This window comes from Fictibacillus sp. BK138, assembly GCF_004216955.1.
GTDB lineage: Bacteria > Bacillota > Bacilli > Bacillales > Fictibacillaceae > Fictibacillus.
The window spans coordinates 1,939,460-1,962,344 of record NZ_SGXL01000001.1; the positions used below are offsets into that span (position 1 = coordinate 1,939,460).

Consider the following 22,885-nt stretch of genomic DNA (forward strand, 5'->3'; position numbering starts at 1 on the left):
CAAAAAACACGATGCTCTAATAGAACATCGTGCCTTAAAAATGATAGATTAGTGGCAGCCGCAGCCACCAGGTGAACATCCTTCTTGAGAACCTGTTGTTCCTTTAAGAAGATCTCCGCCAGTCGATTCGATAATCTCATCTGTTACTTTGTTTGAGATAGTATGTGAGACCATTTGCAGAATATCATTCACATCATTTTGTGATTGTTTAAACTCCTGAACAACAGGGATGCTGTCTAATTCAGCCATAAGCGCGTCGATCTTTTCTTCTACTTCTCTTGAAGCTTCATGCTTTTGATAATGCTGAAGATTAACAGCTTGCTTTTGCAAGTTCTTAATTTGCCCCATCAATTTTGCAACGTTTGCATTCGTGTTGATTTGAGCTTCAGCTTTCTTGAAGAAATCCACTTCTTCAGTTGTCGCGATCATTTTTGCAAGTTCTTTTGCTTTTCCTAAAATTTCTTCTTTCGTATAAGTTGTCATTAGCTTACCACCTCTGATTTTTCTACAACCAATTCTCCGCCAAGGTTCCATGTTTTAGCGTCAGTAATCTTAACCTTTACAATTTCACCGATCAAGTGTTTAGGAGCTTTAAAGTTAACTACTTTATTCGAACCAGTGTGACCAGTCAGCACATCAGGATTCTTTTTGCTTTCTCCTTCAACGAGCACTTCTACAACTTTTCCAATGTAAGCCTGGTTTTTGCGAAGCGAAATATCATTTAAAACGCTGTTCAAGCGCTGAAGGCGCTCACGTTTAACCTCCATTGGCACATTGTCTTTCATCTTTGCAGCAGGAGTACCTTCTCGAGGTGAATAAATAAACGTATATGCAGCATCGTACTCTACTTCTTTTACAAGGGAGATCGTTTCTTCAAACTGCTCATCTGTTTCATTAGGAAATCCAACAATAATATCTGTCGTTAATGCTGCATTTGGAACGGCAACCTTTATCTTATTGACAAGTTCCATATAGTGCTCACGTGTATATTTTCGAGCCATTAATTTTAAGATATCACTATTGCCGTGCTGAACAGGAAGATGGATGTGTTCGACGATATTACCACCCTTTGCAAGCACTTCGATCAAGCGGTCATCAAAATCACGGGGATGACTCGTCGTAAAACGCAGTCTTGGGATATCAATCTTACGGATCTCATCCATTAGATCTCCAAGACCGTAGTCTAAGTCTTCGAAATCTTTTCCGTAAGCATTTACATTTTGACCTAGCAATGTAACTTCCTTATATCCTTCTCTTGCCAACTGTCTGACTTCCTCGATAATATCCTGCGGATGTCTGCTGCGTTCTTTTCCTCGTGTATATGGAACAATACAATACGTACAGAACTTGTCACATCCGTACATAATGTTGACCCACCCTTTTACATTACCCTTGCGTTTTCTAGGAAGGTTCTCAACGATGTCACCTTCTTTAGACCAAACCTCTACGATCATCTCTTTTGAAAATAGTGCATTTTCAATGATTTGGGGCAATCGGTGAATATTATGAGTACCAAAGATCATGTCTACTTGAGGATAAGTTGATAGTATTCGGTTTACAACAGATTCTTCCTGAGACATACATCCACAGACACCTAAAAGCAAGTTTGGATTGTTTGCTTTTGTATGTTTCAAATGTCCAAGTTCACCGAAAACTTTATTTTCAGCATTTTCACGGATCGCACATGTATTTAATAAAATAACATCTGCATCTTCTGAAGTGTCTGTGACGTCATAACCCATCTCATTGAGTATACCCGCCATAACCTCTGTATCATGTTCATTCATCTGGCATCCATAAGTACGAATATAAAACTTCTTCCCAACACCTATATTTTTTAAATTCTCAGGAATTGTGAAATCCTTTAGAATTTGTGTCTGCTCTTTACCGCGCTTTTTTGCGTCTTTTAAAGAAGGCGGAGTATAAGTGGTTTGAAAATATTGTGAGTAGTCTCTATTCTTTTCTCTATTCCTTGTTTTATTGTCTTTCGTATCCAAGACATTTTCACTCCTAACTGCCTTTGCTGCATATTGCTGCTTATATCTTCTCAAACATATATCTAACTGTAACATTATATCAAATAATTGGTTTTATTAAAACGTGAAATCCCACTTGTTTACATAAAGTTATTATGGTAATCCGAATCTTTGGTGCAAACAAAAAAGAAGGATTTCTCCTTCTTTTTGCATTGTCTCTTTTAAAAAAATTGTCGCTTGAAGTTCTTTTCACTCGCCCTCATTAAAAAGTTGATTGGAGTGCAAGGTGTGAGACTCCTAATGGTGCATAGCACCAAGGAGGCTCACAGCACGCCCCGCAGAAAGCGAGCATCCTGGAACGGAAATCAACTACTTTCAAAAGCAACAAAGCATAATAAAACAGCTTTTACATTAAATAATTCCTAGTTCTTTTCCAGCCTTTTCAAATGCGTCAAGGGCCGTTTGCAATTCCTCTTTAGTATGCTGTGCGGTTACGATTGTTCTAACGCGTGCCTTCCCTTTTGCAACGGTAGGGAATGCGATACCTTGAGCGAATACACCATACTTTAACAATGTATCTGAAAGCTTATGCGCAAAAGCATCATCACCTACCAGAACAGGAGTAATTGGCGTTTCACTTACACCAGTATTGAATCCTAGTTCTTTAAGACCGGCTTTAAAGAATTTCGTATTTTCCCATAAACGTTCCATGTGTTCAGGCTCTTCTTCTAAAACATCAATAGCAGCAGAACTTGCCGCGATAACTGCAGGCGGATGAGATGTACTAAAAAGGAAAGGACGTCCTTTATGGATCAGGTAATCTCTGAGTGTTTGAGTACTTGCAATATAACCACCAAGAACACCAATCGCTTTGCTTAATGTACCAACTTGAATGTGTACACGGCCATTTAGATTAAAGTGATCGATCGTCCCGCGTCCGTTGGTTCCTAACACACCGCTAGCATGTGCATCGTCAACCATTACTAGTGCATCATACTTTTCAGCAAGTTCTACGATTCCAGGGAGTGGTGCGATATTGCCATCCATTGAGAATACGCCGTCTGTCACAACGATTCTTTTTCTATAATCCTGTGTTTCTTTTAATGCAGCTTCCAAATCTTCTAAATCAACATGCTTATAGATTCTTCTTTTTGCTTTTGTTAAACGGATCCCGTCTATTATGGATGCATGGTTCAGTTCATCTGAAATAACGACATCTTGATCTGTCAGGATCGCCGAAAGGATTCCTTGATTTGTTGAAAAACCAGATTGGAATACAAGGCATGCTTCTGTATGTTTAAATTCAGCAAGCTTTTTTTCGAATTCCTCGTGCATAGAAAGTGTACCTGCAATCGTACGAACCGACCCTGTACCTACACCAAACTCTTCAACTGCTTTCAATGCTGCGTCTTTCATCTTTGGATGGCTTGTTAGTCCTAAATAGTTGTTCGAAGAAAGCTGTATTACTTCTTTGCCGTTGATAACCACTTTTGATCCTTGCTCAGATTCAAGAGGAACTAGCTTTCTAAACGTTCCCTCTTCTTTCATATGGTCCAATTCTTCTTGTAAGTATTCAAAGCCTTTCATCACTATCAATCCCCTTTCTAAGGTATTAGAACTACTTTTCCGCAATTGCCTTTTATCATTAAGTCAAAACCTTCCTCAAACTGCTCCATTGGAAGAGTGTGAGTAATGATTGTTTCAGGATGCATGCTGCCAGATTGTAGAAGTCCAGAAACCTGCTGCCATGTTTCATACATCTTCCGGCCGGTGATCCCTTGTACTGTAACGCCTTTGAAGACAACATCATTTGTTAGATCAATCTCAACAGGCTTAACAGGCAAACTTAAAATAGATACTCTGCCGCCGTTTGTAATCATTTTAAACCCTTGATCGATAGCAGTTGGATGTCCGCTCATCTCACAGACAACATCTACACCATTCCCGTCGGTAAGCTCCATCACTTTTGCAACTGGATCTTCATCCTTTGGATTAATAACAGTGGTAGCTCCAATCTTTTTTGCTAAATCAAGGCGGTATTCGTTAAGGTCTAGTGCTATTACCTGACTTGCTCCTGCAGCTTTAGCAACGTTAACAGCCATGATGCCTATCGGTCCGCAGCCGATGACTGCAATTGTTTTCCCTGCTACGTCTCCGGCTAGAACCGTATGAACAGCATTTCCCATCGGTTCTTGAATAGAACCATGTTCAAATGGCATATCAGGATCATTCTTCCAGATGTTTTCTGCAGGCATCGCTACATATTCAGCAAAACAGCCGTGAGTATCAACACCAATAATCTTAGTGTTTTTACAAATATGAAACTGCCCTTTTAAACATTGTGGACAAGAATGACAAACGATATGAGTTTCTGCAGAAACATGATCTCCAACTTTAACATTTTTTACTGAGCTTCCTACTTTTTCAACTACACCTGAAAATTCATGTCCAAAAACATAAGGTGTCTTCACACGGCTTTGAGACCATTCATCCCATGTGTATATATGGACATCCGTTCCACAGATTGAAGTTGCTTTTACTTTAATCAATACTTCATCATCTTTAATTTGAGGTATATCTACTGTTTCTAATCGAGCACCAAATCCCGCATGATGCTTAACAATCGCTTTCATTTTTCCTTCCAAACTGAACACTCCTCACTAAACATCAAATATCATATCCAACATCATTGTACATTTTATAAATAGTGAGGTAAAGAGCAGTGTTCTCCCCAGATGGACATACGCAGATACCAAAAAAAAATTAATAAAAAAATTTGAAATTAATAAAATAACCTCCCCCTAAAAATAGGAGAAGGCTATGAATTACATGAATTCTGTCATAAGCTGATTAAACTTTTCCTCTGAAAGGTTTAAATCCATTTTAGCTAGAGCTTCTTTGCTATAGCCATGAGCAAGATCCTGGTAAGAAGGCTTTACTTTATCCTGATAGATAATCCCTTTGACAAGGCCTTTATTCTCCATCAATGTTTGCATAGCCATCATGCGGTTTGAAGAATCATAGTTTTCAATGGAGCTTAACGGAACCAAGTGTTCTTTAAACCAGTCATATGTGTTTACCTTATTGTATGTAACGCAAGGAGAAAACACGTTGATTAAAGAGAACCCTTTGTGGTTAATACCGGCTTCAATAATAGAAGTAAGTTCCTTCAGATCTGTTGAAAAGCTTTGAGCAACAAATGTAGCACCTGCCGTTAAAGCAAGCTCCATAATGCCAATAGCTGATTCTACAGAACCTTCTGGCGTACTTTTTGTCTTAAAACCAACTTCTGAACGCGGAGACGTTTGTCCTTTCGTCAGTCCATAAATTTGGTTATCCATAACGATGTAAGTGATATCAATATTTCTTCTGATCGCATGTACCGTGTGACCCATACCGATAGCAAATCCGTCTCCGTCACCGCCAGAAGCAATAACAGTTAAATCGCGGTTTGCCATCTTAACACCTTGTGCGATAGGCAATGAACGTCCATGTATTCCATGGAAACCATAAGACTTAATATATCCAGAGATTCGCCCGGAACAACCGATTCCAGATACAACCGCAAGATTATCTGGTTCTAAACCGACATTTGCGGCTGCCCTTTGAATAGCTGCCTGTACAGAAAAATCTCCACAACCCGGACACCAGTTAGGTTTGATACTGTTACGAAAATCTTTGAATGTAGCCATATTAAACCAGCTCCTTGCATTTCATGACAACTTCAGATGGCAAGAAAGGATTTCCATCATATTTTAGTAAGCTCTTAATTTTCTCATGCTGTCCAACATTCATTTTTAAAATGTTAGCTAATTGTCCAGTTGCGTTATTTTCAACAACGATTACGGTTTTCGCAGAATCGATTAACGGTTTCATCTCATCAGCCGGGAATGGATGGATCAAGCGGATGTGCGCATGATTTACTTTAAATCCATCAGCTTCAAGACGCGGCATCGCTTCTTCAATAACACCTCTAGTAGAGTTAAATCCTACAAGAAGAATATCTGGTTCCGCGTGTTGCCCCTGCTTTACTACCGGTACATTGAACTTAAGGTTATTTAATTTGCGTAGACGCTTATCCATCTGCTTTTGACGGTTAGCTGCTACTTCCGAAGGTTTTCCAGTTTCATCATGTTCTACACCTGTAACATGGTGAATACCATTTTTCATACCCGGTATTACACGAGGCGAGACACCATCTTCTGTAACTTCATATCGTTTAAAGTAACCATCTTTATCATCCGTTTCAGGCAGCTCCTGATTAGGTTCAAGTTTACCTCGGCGAATTTCCACACGGCTAAAATCTAATGGTTCTACAGATTGTTTACCGAGTGAAAGCTGAAGATCTGTCAGTAATATAACTGGACATTGATATTCTTCTGCAATATTTAATGCTTCTACAGCATCATAAAATGCTTCTTCAACAGTACTTGGTGCCATGACTACCTTTGGAATTTCCCCATGTGTCCCGTAAATCATCGCCATTAGATCAGATTGTTCTTGTTTGGTCGGAAGTCCTGTAGATGGTCCTCCACGCTGTGTATCAACAACAACTAATGGCACTTCTGTCATTCCGGACAGTCCAAGTGCTTCCATCATTAATGAGAGTCCAGGACCTGCAGATGAAGTAATCGTTCTAACTCCAGCATAGTTCGCACCAATTGCCATCGTACATGCAGCGATTTCATCTTCTGTCTGAATAACTGTTCCGCCAAATTCAGGCAGCTTCTTAATTAGGTACTCCATGATCTCTGAAGCAGGTGTGATAGGATAAGCTGCCATAAAACGAACGCCGCCTGCAACAAAACCTAATGCGATTGCATCGTTTCCGATCATGAACATTCTCTTTTTGCCATCTGCTTTATTTAATTGGAAACCATCAATCTGGCCACCAGATAATTCATTAAAATGATCTGCGCCTTTTTGGATAGCTTCCATGTTCTTTTCTACTACTTTTGCACCTTTGCGGGAGAAAATCTCTTCAACGACTTCCAAGTAGCTTTCAACAGGCAGACCTAATACGGCACTTGTCGCGCCGATCGCTACCATATTTTTCATAAGAGAAGTACCAAGTTCACTTGCAATCTCCGTAAATGGAACCGCATACAATCTGACATTCAGATCTTCTGGTACAGTAGGATTGAATTTAGAATCTCCTATCACTACTCCGCCGTCACGAAGTTCATGTACATTCACATCAATCGTTTCTTGATCGAATGCTATTAAAATATCAAGATCATCAGAAATAGAACGGGTTTCACTCGTGCTAACACGAATTTTATTGTTGGTATGACCGCCTTTAATTCTAGAAGAAAAGTGTCGATAGCTATAGAGATAATAGCCAAGGCGATTAAGAGCCATCGCAAAAATCTCACCTGTACTATCGATACCTTCACCCTGCTGTCCGCCAACTTTCCAAGAAAGTTGATCAATCATGTACTCCACCCTTTCAGTAACCCAAACGTTAATTTTTGAGAAATTACCTAGTTTTGTGTTTTTCATTCATGGTGATTTCAACGTTTTGATACGTTAAATAAATTATGTACTAAACGTCTACAATTCTAGACTTAACTTAATAAAAATGCAAGTATTCGGCTGAAATTATTCAAACTATTTCAAAAACAGGTAAATCATGTAAGAGACACATTGTTATTGATGCCATGACAGTTCTTGTACTAATCAATTCTATTATATTTCTCTATATTCCTCCATAAGCAATCTCTGTAGAAAATTTAAATCACAAAAAAACCTGCTTACTCATTTTGAAGTAAACAGGTTTTTTCATTTTTTCATTTTTTCATTATCGCGGTTCCACTATTAATTTAATGGCTGTTCTTTCTTCCCCATCAATTAAGATATCTGTAAATGCTGGTATACATATGAGGTCAACTCCGCTCGGTGCTACGAATCCTCTTGCAATCGCTACTGCTTTTACAGCTTGATTTAATGCACCTGCACCGATCGCCTGTATTTCAGCGCCTCCTCTTTCACGGAGAACACCTGCAAGTGCACCAGCTACAGAATTGGGGTTGGATTTTGCTGAAACTTTTAATATTTCCATTGTTTTGAACCTCCTTCAGGATAGATACCTGTTCTACTATATTCATTGATCAAGGCTTGTATTCCTGCAGTAACAAATTTACCTGTATCTTTTGTTCTGCTGAGTTGACCTTCTGAATAAACCCCGGTTATCTGATTCCCTTAACATTGACAGTTCAAACCTTATTGATTTTTAAAAATCTCGGAATATTGCATATGAAAAATAAAAAAACAGGCTCAAAAGGTTTTAATAGCCTTTTGAACCTGTTCATTATTTTGCGTATTCTACTGCTCGTGTTTCACGAATAACCGTTACTTTGATATGTCCTGGATAATCCAGTTCACTCTCAATCTTCTTGGTTATATCGCGGGCAAGTCTATAAGAAGCAACATCATCAATCATATCCGGTTTGACCATGATACGAATTTCGCGTCCTGCTTGAATAGCAAAAGATTTTTCTACGCCATCAAATGACTCTGAAATCTCTTCCAGCTTTTCGAGTCTGCGAATATACGTTTCTAAAGTTTCACGGCGCGCTCCTGGCCTTGCAGCTGATAATGCATCTGCTGCTGCCACTAGAGTAGCGATAATTGATGTTGGTTCTGTATCACCATGGTGGGACGCGATACTATTGATAACAACAGGGTGTTCCTTATACTTTGTAGCAAGTTCAACCCCGATATCAACGTGGCTGCCTTCAACTTCATGATCAATCGCTTTACCGATATCATGAAGCAATCCAGCACGTCTAGCAAGATGTACATCTTCACCTACTTCAGCTGCCATTAAGCCAGCTAAGTAAGCCACTTCTGTTGAATGTTTCAGTACGTTCTGACCGTAGCTTGTACGATATTTCAAACGACCTAGGATCTTAATTAGATCTGGATGAAGTCCGTGAACACCTACTTCAAACGTAGTTTGTTCACCAACTTCTCGAATGTACTCATCCACTTCTCTGCGTGATTTCTCAACCATTTCTTCGATTCTTGCAGGGTGGATTCTTCCATCCTGAACAAGTTTATCCAAAGCCATACGCGCAATCTCGCGACGGATAGGATCAAAACCAGACAAAATAACAGCTTCAGGTGTATCATCGATGATTAAGTCGATACCTGTTAATGTTTCAAGTGTTCTGATGTTTCGTCCTTCACGTCCAATAATTCTTCCTTTCATTTCATCGTTAGGAAGATTTACCACAGAGACTGTTGTTTCTGCTACGTGATCGGCTGCGCAGCGTTGGATAGCTAGTGAAAGAATTTCTTTCGCTTTCTTGTCCGCTTCTTCTTTTGCACGATTTTCCATTTCTTTTACCATCATTGCCAATTCATGTGTCATCTCGTTCTCAGTTTCAGTCATAATGATTTGGCGGGCTTCATCCCTGGTAATACTGGAAATGCGCTCAAGCTCTCGTTGCTGTTCCTCCAGCAATTCCTCCACTTTGCTTTCAATCTCTTCAATTTGTCGCTGTTTTTTGGTGAGAGATTCCTCACGTCTTTCTAAAGATTCCTCTTTCTTGTCAAGAGTTTCACCTTTTCTGTCCAGGATCTCTTCTTTCTGAACCAATCGATGTTCTTGTTTTTGAAGCTCGTTTCGACGTTCGCGAATCTCGCGTTCTGCCTCGGTACGTAGCTTATGGATTTCATCTTTTGCTTCTAACAGCGCTTCTTTCTTGCTGGCGTCAGCATCGCGCTTTGCATCTTCAACAATTTGCGCAGCTGCACGCTCTGCGCTTGAAATCTTCGCTTCAGCAATTGATTTCCTAACAAGATATCCGACAATTGCACCGACACCTAATGAGACAAGCAAACTGGAGATGAATACTGCTAAACTTGGCATATTTCCACCTCCTCTTGCTTATTCTGCTTTTCTGCTTTTCATACTGCATTTCTTGGCGTCATTCATGTTACATGTGCTCTGCACCATTCATGTCGTACAAATTCTATACATATCTTTTAATTTCATAAGAAATCAAAATATATCTCCATTTTATAGGTGTGCCAATAGCTTGTCAAGAGAGTCAATCTTCTATAATAATAGGATGACTTAAAAATAGCAAGGAGCATTATTTGCCTTTATTCGACGAAATTCCGCTTCAAGAAATTAGATTGTTGTCACATTCACTATTGCTTTTGGAAGTGGTTGATTCCGCTCCAGTATGCTCGTGATGAGAGCAAATACAAAAAGGGCCAGTCAAATGACTGGCCGCATTTCTTACTATTCTGTCAGCTCAAATTCTTCTTCTAAAGCAGGAGCTTCTACTTCTGCTGCTTTTCCTTCTAACTGATAGTAGTTACGGATTTCAGCAACAATCGCTGCCGCAATCTCAGGGTTTTCTTTTAAGAATTGCTTAGAATTTTCACGGCCTTGTCCTAAACGCTCACCTTCATATGAATACCAGGCTCCACTTTTTTGGACAATATCAATCTCTGAACCAATATCCAAAATTTCTCCTTGATAAGAGATTCCTTCTCCGTACATGATATCAACTTCAGCCGTTCTGAATGGAGGAGCAACCTTGTTTTTCACAACTTTGATCTTTGTTTTGTTTCCGACAACGTCCTGACCCTGTTTAAGCTGTTCTGCTCTTCTCACCTCTAGACGTACTGAAGAATAGAACTTTAGAGCTCTTCCGCCAGGAGTTGTTTCAGGATTACCGAACATAACTCCGACTTTTTCACGGATCTGGTTAATAAATACTGCGATCGTTTTGGACTTATTAATCGCCCCTGAAAGTTTACGCAATGCTTGAGACATCAATCGGGCTTGGAGACCTACGTGTGAGTCTCCCATTTCCCCTTCAATCTCAGCTTTTGGTACAAGAGCAGCAACTGAGTCAATGATTAGAATATCAACCGCACCGCTTCGAACAAGTGCTTCAGCGATTTCCAGCGCTTGCTCACCGGTATCAGGCTGTGACAGTAACAATTCATCGATGTTAACACCAAGTTTTTGTGCATATACAGGATCCAGCGCGTGCTCAGCATCAATAAATGCGGCTTGTCCGCCGTTTCTTTGTACTTCAGCAATGGCATGAAGTGCAACAGTTGTTTTACCTGAAGATTCCGGACCATAAACTTCGATTATTCTGCCGCGAGGGTAACCGCCGATCCCAAGTGCAATATCTAAGGCAATGGAACCACTGGAAACAGTTGAAACTCTCTGATCAGTCTGTTCACCCAGTTTCATAATTGAACCTTTACCAAATTGCTTTTCAATTTGACGCAGAGCCATATCTAAAGCCGCTTTTCTATCGCTCATCAAAATTCACTCCTCTAATTTGTATCTTCATTTATTTTTGATTCATTAATTCCTTTGTTAACTACTTTTCTATCATATCTCTTTTTTATCATTTTGCCAATCATTTTGCGAACATTTATTCGATTTTTTTATTGATCTTCTTTGACCAATTGATTTAATAAGTATAAACCATGTTTTACTGTTTTTTCACGAATACTCTTCCTTGTTCCTGCAAGTTTTAAAGGAAAGACTTTTGTCTGCTTCGGCCCTGCAACGCCGATAAAAACTGTTCCAGCAGGCTTTTCTTCTTGCTGTTCTGGTCCTGCGACACCTGTAAAACTGATCCCGTAATCTGTATTGGCTATCTTTTTAATATGTTCAGCCATCCACTCCGCACATTCTTCACTGACTGCACCGTAGTTTTTTAGTAAAGAATCAGGTACACTTAGCAAATTTCTCTTTAATTCATTGGAATAGGCAATTATACCGCCTTTAAACACAGATGACGACCCTGGCTGATCTGTCAAAACCCTTCCGAACAAACCGCCTGTTAAACTTTCTGCGCAGGCAACAGTAGCATTTCTTTTCATCAAAGTATCCATTGTCTGTTTTTCCAGTGTATCATTCTCGTACCCGTAAAAGTAAGCAGATGTTCTTCTCACAATCTCTGACTCTGTCTCATCAAGTAGTTTCTTGGCTTCTTCTTGATCGGTATGTGCAGCAGTCAGACGGATTGTCACTTCATGTTCTGACGCTAATGGAGCTATCGTTGGATTGGTTTGTTTTTCAATCAAATCTTGAAGCTTTGTTTCAAGAATCGATTCACCTATGCCAAAAAACTTCAAAACACGCGAATATAATCTAGTTTGCACATCCATCTTTGAAAGAAGAAAAGGAACAGCGTAATTAATGAACATTGGCTTCATTTCACTCGGAGGACCTGGTAGCAATATACAGGTTAGTTCATCTTGAGTAAAGGCCATGCCCGGAGCCATTCCGTTTTCATTAGGCAATACTTTGGCATCCTTTATTACAAGAGCTTGTTTCTTGTTGTTATCAGTCATTTCCCTGTTTGTTTGTGCAAAATAATTTGTTATGTAACGCAGAGAAACTTCATCATGAACCAGTTCTTTATTGAATAATTTCGCAATCGTCTCTTTTGTTAGATCATCCTTTGTCGGTCCCAGACCTCCAGTAAAAATAAGAAGGTTCGAACGCGAGCAGGCCGTTTTTACAACAGAAGACAATCTCTTTTCATTATCTCCGGCAACCGTATGATAAAAAACGTTCACCCCTATGTCAGCCAGGTTCTTGGAAATATATTGAGCATTGGAATTAACGATCTGCCCTAAAAGCAGTTCACTGCCGACAGCAATAATTTCTGCGTTCATCTCAACCACTCTCCCTGATTATATCTTCAATTCATTTTACTTCAACTTTGTAAAAGAAAAGATATTATACTAATTATAGCTTGATTTTTAGTTTTCTCTCTTAGTAAGAATAAAAAAACAGGAGTATTCCTCTCCTGTTTTTCATGATTTACTTTGATTTTAGTAAAATGTGTTTGCTGTTCAAAAAATATTCCCACCCGGAATATAGAGTGATTAACGTAGCAAGCCATAAGCTTATTGTTGCAAACGGAAAGCCGATCCATGCAAAAGGTAGATTATGAAGCAACAGAGCGGATATTGCTATAATTTGTATCCACATTTTCAGTTTCCCCATCTGACCTGCTGCAATAACCTCTCCTTCAGCTGAAGCAACAGCTCGGATACCCGTTACTGCAAATTCCCGGCTGAGGATAACGATAACCATCCAAGCAGGAGCTGCACCTAGTTCTACTAAACCGATAAGAGCAGCAGACACAAGAAGCTTATCTGCAAGAGGATCTAAAAACTTTCCTAAGTTTGTTACTAAGTTGTATTTACGTGCATAGTAACCATCTACCCAGTCCGTACTGGATGCAAATATAAAGATCAGAGCGGCTACAAAATGAGTAACAGGTAATTTTTCTCCTGCTAACTCCCATGTTCCCCAATCAAATCCGCCTAAAAGTACAATCATAAATAGCGGGATCAAAAAAATTCGAGATATTGTTATCTTGTTAGGTAAATTCAAAACAAATTCCTCCAAAATACGGTCAACGTCTTATTTAATTATTGTGCCTTTTTAATAACAATCTTTTGGTGAACTAAATCTGCAGGCGGTACAGGATAAGTGAATGGTTCACCATTTATTTTAATAGATGTTACATGAGATGCACCAATATTTAAAGTAACCTCTTTTGCAGAAGTTAAATCAAAACTTTTTGTTTCTCCTTCTTTAATCTGACTATCAAAATGACTTTTGCCGGTTTCATCCTTAATTCCTACATAACTTGGCCCAGATGCTGTCAGATCAATCACGAGCTCATTTCCATCAGACATCTCATATGTTGTTACTTTGCCTGTTGTCTGAATCTTTGTCAATTTTGGTGTTGCCGCTTCTTCTTTCTCAGCTGGTTCTTCCTTTTTTGTTTCTTCTTTATCAGCTTCTTTTTTTGGCTCTGCTTTCTTTTTTGGTTTGTTATCATCCGCATCTAATTCTACGGATTTTACATCTTCACCAGGTTTAGCCTGATCATTTCCATCCGGCAGCAAAAATTTCCACACAAAGAAAAGAACTGCAATAATTAAAACTCCGATAAGTAAAATCGGGATTAACCGCTTTAAAAAAGAATTCTCTTCGTTAACAGATGAGCGTTCTCTTTTTGACCGAGGTTCAAATTCCGTTGTTGTTTCTTTTACTGCCTGCGGGATTTCATGTGAATACTCATCAAAGATCGTTTCGTAGTTTAATCCTACTGCTTCACAATAATTTTTAATAAAGGCTCTTGCATAAAATGTGCCTGGCAGCACATCATAGTTTCCCTCTTCAATCGCAGCTAAATAACGCTTTTGTATTTTTGTCGCTGTTTGAAGTTCTTCTAGTGACATGCCTTTTTCTTCGCGTTTTTCTTTCAATAGTTTTCCGAGTTCTGTCAACCTTCCCACCCACTTATGTCATTCTAGATTTCCAAATCCTGTTGGATCTTCTTTAAGAGCCTCATATGTAATTTCTTCATCGCGGTGACTTTTTAGCTCGATAATGTAATCAAAGTCATCTAACGTATATTCGGTTTGCTGCACAAAAAGATCAGGGTGTTCTACAACTTTAGCCGCAGGAAGCCTCATTATTTCACGAATCAGCTGCCAATGCTTATCGTTCATATTTCTTGCAGATACTGCTCCATCGATAATAAAAACATGATCAGAATCATATTCATCGTCGGCAAGCATATTTCTGACGGTTTGACGAAGCAAAGTTGATGAAATAAAGACCCATCTTTTATTCGCACATACACTCGAAGCTACTATACTTTCTGTTTTTCCTACACGAGGCATTCCTCTGACACCGATTAATTTATGTCCTTCAACCTTATATAATTCAGCTAAAAAGTCAACCAATATACCGAGCTCATCACGAATAAACCGAAACGTTTTTTTGTCATCCGCATCACGTTCAATATATCGTCCATGTCTGACAGCCAGTCTGTCACGCAGCTTTGGTTTGCGAAATTTGGTTACTGTAATGTTGTCCATAGAATCCAGTATAGATCTTAACCGGTTAGTTTTCTCTTCATTATCAATAATCAGCAGCATACCACGCCGCTCGTTATCAACACCATTGATCGTAATGATGTTAATGCCAAGCATACCTAACAAGGATGATATATCCCCAAGGAGGCCCGGCCGGTTTTTATGTATTTCATACTCTAAATACCATTCCTGCTCTCCCATGCTTCAGCTCCTTATTCTTCAAAATGAAACAAATTTCTACATTTATTCTTGTAATTAATAATAAATGATTTCAATTTATTATGAAAGAAAAATAAAAGGATGTTAAGAAAAAAATCTTAACATCCTCTCTAAGTTTAGCGGCTACCGTCGTTTTGAACAAGCTTGACCATCATGTTAGCAATGGCGTGTCTTTCATTTTCATCTGCCACTTTCCAAAGATCGGCTAGAACTTTTTCTTCCTCGTTCTTAGGTTCAACGTGGTTAGCTAAATATCCGCCGATTTCTGTAGCTAAATTTGAGATCGTATCGTGGTTCATGCCTTCATGCTCAGCATGATTCAATCGTTCTGCCAAGAAATTTTTCCATTGGCCAAAGTTGTCTAATACAGACATGCTGTCTCCTCCTTAAAGGTTTGATACAGCATTAATATCCCTTAGATTGATGTTTTTTATACATAAAATTTATGTAAACCACGATCCATTTATTGATAAGATGTGTCCTGAAATGTAATCTGCTTTATCGCTTATCAAAAATTCTACCGCATGAGCAACTTCATCAGGTTCTCCAAACCTTCCTGCTGGAATATCTGATGCAAGTTCTGCTTTTTCTATTTCTGAAAACTGATCAAGCATAGGTGTAGCAATAACTCCTGGTGATACGCTGTTTACTTGAATGCAGCTCGGGGCAAGTTCTTTTGATAATGCTTTTACAAAAGCATTTAACCCTCCTTTGGCAGCAGAATAAACCGTTTCACAGGCAGCTCCTACCTCTCCCCAAACCGAGGAAATCATAATCACTTTTCCTGCTTTATTCCGAACCATTTCAGGAATGACTGATCTTGTAACAGAAATAGCACTTAAAAGGTGCAGCTGCATCGTTTCATTTATTGATCGATCCGAAAAATCTGTCAAAAGCCCGTAATGCTGTGCTCCACAGTTATAAATTAATATATCTATAGAACCTGTTATTTGTTTAGATAAGTTTTCCGGTCCTTCTGGAAGTGACAAGTCTGCAGAAATAATTGCACTTTTTGCTTTATATCGGGTTTCGAGTTCTTCTTGAAGTTTCATCGCCGCATCAGCGTTCGTATTGTAGTGTATATATATAAAGTAGCCGCGGTTGGCTAGCATCTGGCATATTTTAGATCCAATAGCTCCAGTTGCACCAGTAACGAGCGCAGTTTTCAAATTCACAACCCTCTCTGAAAGTAAAAAACATCCTTGAATCAGGATGTTTTTTTGATTATATTATGACTTTTTTTTACGAACTTGGCAAACAGTCATCGCTTCTTTCTTAAAGTGATTTTGAAGAACTTCTTCAACATCACTTGCTTGCAATGATTCGAATACAGGAATTACATCAAACAGATCCATTTCATTAAAAGCATATCTTGTGAATTGGTTTGCAATGAACTCAGGAGAATTTAATGATCTTAAAAAGGCACCAATCTTCTTTTTTCGAGCTCTTTCAAATGAATCAGTTGAGATATTATCCTGTTTAAAAGCTTCAACCATATTCGATACACGTTTAACTAATTCGTCAGGAGACTGAGTATCCCCGCCTAGCATACTAAAGCCGAAACCGTTCTCTTCCGTGTAATCAAAAGAAAAAGTCTGATCGATCAATCCTTCTTCGTAAAGCGCTTCGTAATTTGGAGAGCTTTTTCCAAACATCATTTCAAGTGCCAAGTTTACACAAAGCTCATGACGCATCAATTCTTTTCCTTTACGCTTAGGAGTTGCCTCCTTAAAACCTATATAGCATTTTGGTGTCTGCACAGTCATCTCGATTATTTTTTCAGTTTTCGCTACTGCAGGCGGCTCATCTGCAAAAAAACGTTCGATCGGTGCTTTTTCTTTAAAAGATTTTTGTGATTGATTCTCTTTTACAAAATGAAGAATTTCTTGAGCATTTACTGGGCCTACGACAAACAAGATCATGTTGCTTGGGTGATAAAATGTTTCGTAGCACTCATAGAGAGTATCTTTTGTGATTTTAGCGATTGATTTTTCTGTACCTGCAATATCAATCTTTACTGGATGATGATGATACATGTTCTCGATCAGCCCGAAGTACACTCTCCAGTCTGGATTATCATCGTACATTCGGATTTCCTGGCCGATAATTCCTTTTTCTTTTTCCACTGTTTTCTCTGTAAAGTAGGGCTCTTGAACAAAATCGATCAATGTTGTTAAATTCTTTTTTACATCACTCGTTGTTGAAAAAAGGTATGCAGTACGGTTGAATGTCGTAAATGCATTTGCTGATGCTCCTTGTTTGCTGAAATCCTGAAAGACATCTCCATGTTCTTTTTCAAACAATTTATGCTCTAAAAAGTGTGCGATCCCATCAGGAACTTTAACTTCTTCATTCTTTCCGAGAGGCTTAAAATGGTTGTCTACAGATCCATAGTGAGTTGTGAAAGTAGCATATGTTTTGTTAAAGCCTTTCTTTTCAAGCACATATACTTTCAAGCCATTTTCAAGTTCCTCAAAATGCAATGTTTCATCTAGTTGTTCAAATGTTTTCATTCCCATTTGTGCCTGCTCCTTTCAAGAAGAAAATGGTATCCAATGTTACCTTTTTAGCTACACTTACAACATCTTCTTTTGTTACATTCTGTATGCCTTCAATCCATTCTTCAATGGTTCTGTTCGTCCCTGCGACTACATTGTGATAGAGGACCTCTGATAAACCGATCGGATGATCAATCGTTTCAAGTACCTGGTTATTGATCATTGCTTTTGTCTGTTCAAATTCCGCATCTGTGATGTTTCCGTTCTTAATTTCTTCATGCTGTTCTTTTATAATCTTTACCGCTTTTTCGTAATTTCCAGTTTCGATTCCGCTCATTACAAACACTGCACCCTTATGGCTTTCAAACCTGGAAGCCGCATAATATGCAAGACTCTCTTTTTCTCTAACATTGATAAAGAGCTTTGAATGCGAAAAGCCTCCGTAAACTCCATTGAAAACTTGAAGTGCAAAATAATCTTCATCGCTGTATGTGGTATATGTCCGATACCCCATATGGAGTTTTCCTTGCTGCACATCTTGTTCTTCGAAGATCTCTTTAACTTCCGAGATTTTCTTTTCTTCGCGATTTTGCTTGTCAGTTTCAACCGTTTCATTTCGATTTTCTGAAAAACGAAAGTGCTTTTTGACTTTTTCGACCATTTCTTTTGTTGAAATATCTCCGATTACATATAGGTCTATTCTGTCTTTCATGATGACTTCCTGATAATAATCAAATAATTCCTTTGAAGTGATCGCATCTACTTCATTTTCATTACCGTATACATTTAAATGATAAGGTTCTGATTCATACATTTCTTCGAGCAACCTCTTATTTGCATAACGCATCTTATCGTCATAGATGGATTCGATCTGCTGTTTTAAGCTGCGCTTCTCTTTTTTTACAATATTTTCTTTAAACACACCATTTTCAAGAGCAGGCGCTAGCAAAACTTGAGAGAGCAAATGAAACGCTTTGTCGAGGACAGGTTCAGATTTCGATAAGAACTTCTCATTTGCTACTTCCATACGGATGCTGATTACCTGGTTCTCACCCTTTTTTGAGAGATCAGCATTTAAGGTAGCACCATATAGGTCATCCAAAGCACTTCTTAACTCTTTGCTGGATGGAAAATCTTTCGTTCCACTTTGGAGAACATATGACAGCAATGCTCTTTTTGTAACGTTTTTTTCATTAATTGACTGTTTGATCTGCAGAATAAAAGACGTGGTCTTATACTTCTTTGTTTCTATCGTATGTACGGTTATACCATGGAGATCTGTTTTTTCATGGTTTACTATTCCCATCTGGATAAATGCCCCTTTCATTATAGCCTACATCCTAGTTTACCCATTTTCTATACTCACCATGACAATCCTTCTTTCAAAAGAAAAAAAGTCCGCCATAAGGCGAACTTTTTGTTTTTGGATCAATTTGAAAAGATTGCTGCTTTTGACGATTTTGTTGAGTACGCTTTATTGTCTAGTTGATTGGAGCGCAAGGTGCGTGCCTACCACCTAAGAAGCCTCTCGCTAGGCATGCGACGAGGAAGCTCACATCGGTAGCATTTACTTGTAGACGCAGGAGCAAGGATACTTCCATGAAGCGGACAGGTGAGACTCCTGAAGGCGCAATGCGCCAGGAGGCTCACCGCCCGCCCCGCGGAAAGCGAGCACCTGGAGCGGAAATCAACTACTTCCAATAGCAACAATAATTACGAAATCAGTCTTGTGATTTATCTTTTTCCTTTTTCGTAAGGCGTTCCAAGAGCTTTCGGTGCATCTGCTCGTCCTACAAGTCCTGCTAATGCTAAGATTGTTAGAACGTATGGGGCGATTAATAGGAATACTTTCGGAATATCCTGTAAGAATGGAATGTGAGATCCAGAAATACTGATCGCTTGAGCTAATCCAAAGAATAAAGCTGCTCCTAACGCTCCAAGCGGATGCCACTTTCCAAAAATCATTGCTGCAAGCGCCATAAAACCTTGTCCTGTTATCGTAGAGTGTGTGAAGTTTCCAGAGATTGAAGCCACATATACTGCTCCTCCAAGACCTGCAAGAGCTCCACTTAATAAAACTCCGATATAGCGTACTTTTGTTACGTTTATCCCCATCGTATCAGCAGCCATCGGATGTTCACCTACAGAACGCAAACGCAGCCCGAAAGGTGTTTTGTATAGTACATACCATACGATTAAAGCTACACCAACAGCCACATAGGATGTTAGATACGCGTTTGAGAAGAAAAGCTTTCCGATTAGAGGAATATCCGACAAGAACGGAATATCGCTCTTTGAAATTCTTTCCGAGATTACTGGTGTTTGTCCTGCATTAAAGATTTTTTTCGTTAAGAAGATAGCAAGTCCTGCAGCCAGGAAGTTTAAAGCAACACCGGATACAACTTGATCCGCCTTAAGTGTAATACTCGCCAGTGCATGAATAGAAGCAAGCATTGCACCTACAATCATTGCCACGATAAAACTTACCCAGGGAGATGCACCGCCTAATCCAAGCTGTTCTCCATAATAAATCGTTACTGCTCCTGTAAAAGCACCAAAGAGCATTAAACCTTCTAGACCGATATTAACAACACCGGAACGTTCACTGAATACACCGCCTAACGCTGTGAAGATCAGTGGAGCTGCTGAAACGATTGCAGCAGGGACAATTAGTGCAAGAATATCCATAAAACTCATTAGATTTTACCCCCTTTGCTTACACGGTTCATCAGCCAATGAACGATATAACTGCATGCAACAAAGAAGATGATAAGTGCGATCACGACTCCAACAAGTTCAGTCGGAACACCTGCGATAGACTGCATGTTGAGTGCACCGATCTTTAAACCACCGAATAGTGCTGCACCAAGGACTACTCCGATAGCGCTGTTTGCCCCTAAAAGAGCTACTGCGATTCCATCAAAACCAACACCTGTGAATGCAGCATTAATCGTCATGTACTGATACGTTCCAAGACCTTCCATACTTCCTGCGATTCCTGCGAATGCACCGGAAATGGCCATTGATAGAACAATATTTTTTGATACATTAATACCAGCATACTGAGACGCGTGCTGATTGAATCCGACTGCACGGAGTTCATAACCCATTGTAGTTCGCCAGAGCAAGAACCACATGATCACAGCCGCAATCAGGGCAACGATGATACCGTAATGCAAGGTTGAATATTCCGTGATGCTTTGCAAGAATGGTGAGGCAAGAGAAGCAGATTCTTTCACATTCTCTGTTCGCTCACCTGGAGCAAGCAAAAAGTTACGGATGATTTCATTGGTAGTGTAAAGCGCAATATAGTTCATCATTATCGTTGTAATGACTTCATGAACCTTAAATCTAGCTTTTAATATACCAGGTACTGCTCCCCATAATGCGCCGGCTACAGCAGCAGCAAGAATAGCAAGAGGAATGTGTACAATTGCTGGTGCATCAACAGTTACACCAACATAAACAGCCGCGAGCCAGCCAACTAACAGCTGACCCTCAACACCGATATTGAATAATCCGGTACGGAATGCAAACGCTACTGCAAGTCCGGAAAGAATAAGAGGTGACATCTGTCTGATCGTTTCACCGATATAATACGGGCCTCCAAGCATCCCTTGAAATAATGCTACATAAGCTTCGATCGGTCTGTATCCGCTAACTAGCATGATAATTCCACCGATTAACAATCCAAGGAAAACAGAAACAAGAGGCACAAGAAGTTTCATTTTATTATTTTTATTCTGCATTTACAGTACCTCTCTTTCCACCAGCCATCAATAAGCCAAGTTCTTGCTCAGTCGTTTCTTTCGGATCCACAATCGCTACGATTTTGCCTTCATACATAACGGCTATACGATCACTCACGTTAATAATCTCATCAAGTTCAAAGGATACAAGCAGAACAGCTTTGCCTTTGTCACGTTGTTCAATAAGTTTAGAGTGAATAAATTCGATCGCACCTACATCCAATCCGCGTGTAGGCTGAGCGGCTATTAAGAAGTCTGGATCACGGTCTACTTCTCGTGCTATGATCGCTTTCTGCTGATTTCCTCCTGATAAGGCTCGGGCAGGTGTATATGCATCAGGTGTTCTAACGTCATATTCAGAGATAAGCTTTTTAGCCTTATCAAATATTGGCGAAAATTTCAGAATTCCGTTTTTAGAGAAAGGCTTTTGGTAATAGGTTTGAAGCACCATGTTCTCTCCAACCGAAAAATCTAATACAAGTCCATGTTTATGACGATCTTGAGGTATATGTGCGAGCCCGCTTCCAGTTACACTTCTAGGTGTCTTGTTGGTAATATCTTTATCCCTTAAATGAATAGAACCTTCATTAGCTTTTCTAAGTCCAGTAATCGCCTCTAATAGCTCCGATTGGCCATTTCCGTCTACACCTGCAATACCGACTATCTCGCCGGCTTTTACTGTCAGGTTCAATCCGTTTACAGCCGGAACTTTACGGCTGTCTAGAACAACAAGATCTTTTATCGTCAGAACAGGTTCTTTTGGTTCTGAGATTCCCTTGATAACCGTAAAATTCACTTCCCGACCTACCATCATCGCAGCAAGCGAATCTGGATTGGAATCCTTAACGTCCACTGTACCAACGCCTCTTCCTCTTCGAATGACTGTACAGCGGTCACACACTTCCATAATCTCTTTCAGCTTATGAGTAATCAATATGATGGATTTCCCTTCACTTACTAGTTTTCTCATAATCTGAATCAGTTCCAAGATTTCCTGAGGAGTTAAAACTGCAGTAGGTTCATCAAATATTAGAATATCTGCACCGCGATAAAGTGTCTTTAAGATTTCAACTCTCTGCTGCATCCCTACAGATATGTCCTCGATCTTTGCATACGGATCAACTCTTAGTCCATATTGATCAGAAAGGGCCTGAACTTCTTTTGCGGCAGTATGTAAATCTACTTTTCCGCCTTTCGTCGGCTCTTTTCCTAGAATGATATTTTCTGTAACGGTAAATTTATCAACGAGCATAAAGTGCTGATGAACCATCCCAATACCAAGTGAGTTTGCAATATTCGGATCATTGTTCACCACTTTATTGCCTTTAACGTATATTTCTCCTTGTTCAGGCTCGTAAAGTCCGAACAAGACATTCATAAGCGTTGATTTTCCAGCACCGTTCTCTCCAAGAAGGGCATGAATCTCACCTTTTTTAACCTGAAGGGTAATATTGTCATTCGCTACGATTCCCGGAAATTCTTTACGGATATTCCGCATGTCAATTACGTATTCCATTCTGTTGATGTCCCCCCTTTAAAGTACATAAGG

The 22,885-nt window shown here is 39.4% G+C and carries 20 protein-coding genes; all 20 read right to left on the reverse strand.

The features are described from left to right. Positions 1-48: 48 nt before the first annotated feature. Positions 49-483, reverse strand: coding sequence for a RicAFT regulatory complex protein RicA family protein (locus EV282_RS09585; protein WP_130295621.1), 435 nt, complete (start codon positions 481-483; stop codon positions 49-51). Next, complete coding sequence (gene miaB, locus EV282_RS09590) at positions 483-2,072, reverse strand: tRNA (N6-isopentenyl adenosine(37)-C2)-methylthiotransferase MiaB (protein ID WP_130295622.1); 1,590 nt, start codon at positions 2,070-2,072, stop codon at positions 483-485. Before miaB ends, EV282_RS09585 begins: the two co-directional genes overlap by 1 nt. A 315-nt stretch (positions 2,073-2,387) precedes the next feature. Further along, entirely contained in the window at positions 2,388-3,563 is a 1,176-nt protein-coding gene (locus EV282_RS09595; protein ID WP_130295623.1) for a glycine C-acetyltransferase, read from the reverse strand. Between the two features lie 17 nt (positions 3,564-3,580). Then, complete coding sequence (gene tdh / locus EV282_RS09600; protein WP_242611848.1) at positions 3,581-4,621, reverse strand: L-threonine 3-dehydrogenase; 1,041 nt, start codon at positions 4,619-4,621, stop codon at positions 3,581-3,583. A gap of 180 nt (positions 4,622-4,801) precedes the next feature. Next, a complete protein-coding gene (locus tag EV282_RS09605; protein ID WP_130295624.1) occupies positions 4,802-5,668 on the reverse strand; it encodes a 2-oxoacid:ferredoxin oxidoreductase subunit beta in 867 nt (288 codons plus the stop codon). Position 5,669: 1 nt separating this feature from the next. After that, positions 5,670-7,412 (reverse strand): 2-oxoacid:acceptor oxidoreductase subunit alpha, encoded by a 1,743-nt coding sequence (locus EV282_RS09610; protein WP_130295625.1) that lies wholly within the window; start codon positions 7,410-7,412, stop codon positions 5,670-5,672. Positions 7,413-7,776: 364 nt separating this feature from the next. Further along, positions 7,777-8,037: a stage V sporulation protein SpoVS gene (spoVS, locus tag EV282_RS09615; RefSeq protein WP_010193268.1), complete on the reverse strand. Its 261-nt coding sequence runs from the start codon at positions 8,035-8,037 to the stop codon at positions 7,777-7,779. A gap of 249 nt (positions 8,038-8,286) precedes the next feature. After that, complete coding sequence (rny, locus tag EV282_RS09620) at positions 8,287-9,852, reverse strand: ribonuclease Y (protein ID WP_130295626.1); 1,566 nt, start codon at positions 9,850-9,852, stop codon at positions 8,287-8,289. A 378-nt stretch (positions 9,853-10,230) separates the two neighbouring features. Continuing rightward, positions 10,231-11,274: a recombinase RecA gene (gene recA / locus EV282_RS09625; RefSeq protein ID WP_130295627.1), complete on the reverse strand. Its 1,044-nt coding sequence runs from the start codon at positions 11,272-11,274 to the stop codon at positions 10,231-10,233. A 128-nt stretch (positions 11,275-11,402) separates the two neighbouring features. Further along, entirely contained in the window at positions 11,403-12,644 is a 1,242-nt protein-coding gene (locus EV282_RS09630) for a competence/damage-inducible protein A (protein ID WP_130295628.1), read from the reverse strand. A gap of 148 nt (positions 12,645-12,792) precedes the next feature. Next, positions 12,793-13,371: a CDP-diacylglycerol--glycerol-3-phosphate 3-phosphatidyltransferase gene (pgsA, locus tag EV282_RS09635; RefSeq protein ID WP_130295629.1), complete on the reverse strand. Its 579-nt coding sequence runs from the start codon at positions 13,369-13,371 to the stop codon at positions 12,793-12,795. A gap of 38 nt (positions 13,372-13,409) precedes the next feature. Beyond that, a complete protein-coding gene (locus tag EV282_RS09640; RefSeq protein WP_130295630.1) occupies positions 13,410-14,276 on the reverse strand; it encodes a helix-turn-helix domain-containing protein in 867 nt (288 codons plus the stop codon). Positions 14,277-14,294: 18 nt separating this feature from the next. Further along, positions 14,295-15,071, reverse strand: coding sequence for a DUF3388 domain-containing protein (locus EV282_RS09645; RefSeq protein WP_130295631.1), 777 nt, complete (start codon positions 15,069-15,071; stop codon positions 14,295-14,297). 134 nt (positions 15,072-15,205) lie between these two features. Further along, positions 15,206-15,463: a DUF3243 domain-containing protein gene (locus EV282_RS09650; protein WP_130295632.1), complete on the reverse strand. Its 258-nt coding sequence runs from the start codon at positions 15,461-15,463 to the stop codon at positions 15,206-15,208. Between the two features lie 69 nt (positions 15,464-15,532). Further along, positions 15,533-16,258, reverse strand: coding sequence for an elongation factor P 5-aminopentanone reductase (gene ymfI, locus EV282_RS09655; protein ID WP_130295633.1), 726 nt, complete (start codon positions 16,256-16,258; stop codon positions 15,533-15,535). A gap of 60 nt (positions 16,259-16,318) precedes the next feature. After that, the gene (gene yfmH / locus EV282_RS09660; protein WP_130295634.1) at positions 16,319-17,608 is read right to left on the reverse strand and encodes an EF-P 5-aminopentanol modification-associated protein YfmH; all 1,290 of its coding nucleotides are present in this window, start codon (positions 17,606-17,608) and stop codon (positions 16,319-16,321) included. Further along, entirely contained in the window at positions 17,589-18,914 is a 1,326-nt protein-coding gene (gene yfmF, locus EV282_RS09665) for an EF-P 5-aminopentanol modification-associated protein YfmF (RefSeq protein ID WP_242611849.1), read from the reverse strand. Before yfmF ends, yfmH begins: the two co-directional genes overlap by 20 nt. A gap of 407 nt (positions 18,915-19,321) precedes the next feature. Next, positions 19,322-20,284: an ABC transporter permease gene (locus EV282_RS09670; RefSeq protein ID WP_130295635.1), complete on the reverse strand. Its 963-nt coding sequence runs from the start codon at positions 20,282-20,284 to the stop codon at positions 19,322-19,324. Further along, positions 20,284-21,336, reverse strand: coding sequence for an ABC transporter permease (locus EV282_RS09675; protein WP_226534736.1), 1,053 nt, complete (start codon positions 21,334-21,336; stop codon positions 20,284-20,286). The genes EV282_RS09670 and EV282_RS09675 overlap by 1 nt, the downstream gene beginning before the upstream one ends. Continuing rightward, positions 21,326-22,852, reverse strand: a complete 1,527-nt coding sequence (locus EV282_RS09680; RefSeq protein WP_130295636.1) for an ABC transporter ATP-binding protein — start codon at positions 22,850-22,852, stop codon at positions 21,326-21,328. The genes EV282_RS09675 and EV282_RS09680 overlap by 11 nt, the downstream gene beginning before the upstream one ends. Positions 22,853-22,885 lie beyond the last annotated feature (33 nt).